This is a genomic window from Dorea sp. 210702-DFI.3.17, assembly GCF_020560825.1.
GTDB lineage: Bacteria > Bacillota > Clostridia > Lachnospirales > Lachnospiraceae > Dorea > Dorea formicigenerans.
The window spans coordinates 1-894 of sequence record NZ_JAJCNB010000082.1; the positions used below are offsets into that span (position 1 = coordinate 1).

Consider the following 894-nt stretch of genomic DNA (forward strand, 5'->3'; position numbering starts at 1 on the left):
TGGAGTCAGGGCGTTATTTACAGGGATACTCTCGTCCCGAACCCGTGGGACAGTGTCTGAAATGCTGCTTGTATCTGCTGCTATGATTTTACTACTTTGCGTGATAGAATATATTTATATGAGAGTGGTCAAGCGCTCCAGTGATCGGTATTTGCTGACACTGATGCAGCCGCAGAGAGAAGAATAATTTGGAAGGAGGTGCTGTCATGAAAAGAATTGCTGTTGTGGAAGATGAAGTCTATATGCGGGAAGAACTCTGCGATATGCTCCAAAAGGACGGCTATCTTGTGGAGGCAATTACCGAGTTTGAAGATGCCGCTCGGCTCCTGGCAGCCCTCCGCCCTGACCTTGTGATCTTAGACCTGAACTTGCCGGAGATCAGTGGCTTTCAAATCTGCCAGGAGCTAAAGAATAAAACTGCTATCCCCGTCCTGGTGCTGACTTCCAGAGATCAGGTAAAGGATGAACTGCAAGCGTTCCAGTTGGGTGCCGATGAATATTTGACGAAGCCGTGCAGAAAAGATCGACTTCTTGCCAGGGTATCCAATATTCTCAAAAGGTATGAAGGCCGTACCAATCTCATAGAGGGACCAGATTTCCTGTTAGACCAGCAGACCTACACGCTTTATATTCATAATACCTCTGTGGTGCTTCCAAAAAATCAGGGAAAACTGTTGGTCGCTCTTTTGTCCGGCGGCGATGCTCTGGTCACGACGGAGCAGCTTTGCATGGCACTATGGGGAACCACGGAATACATAGATGAAAATGCCTTGCAGGTTAACCTAACCCGGCTGAAAAAAACGATGTCCGCCCTTGAAATGAAGCAGCGAATCGTTGCAGTTCGTGGGATGGGCTATCGTCTGGAAACGGGGGTGGCTCCATGAAGCAGCTTTG

The 894-nt window shown here is 48.4% G+C and carries 2 protein-coding genes; both read left to right on the forward strand.

The window, feature by feature from the left end; translation table 11 throughout:
* On the forward strand, positions 1–187 hold a 187-nt coding region (locus LI149_RS15005; protein WP_227143610.1), incomplete at its 5' end, for a hypothetical protein.
* 19 nt (positions 188–206) lie between these two features.
* Complete coding sequence (locus LI149_RS15010; RefSeq protein WP_227069887.1) at positions 207–884, forward strand: response regulator transcription factor; 678 nt, start codon at positions 207–209, stop codon at positions 882–884.
* The last annotated feature ends 10 nt before the right edge of the window (positions 885–894 follow it).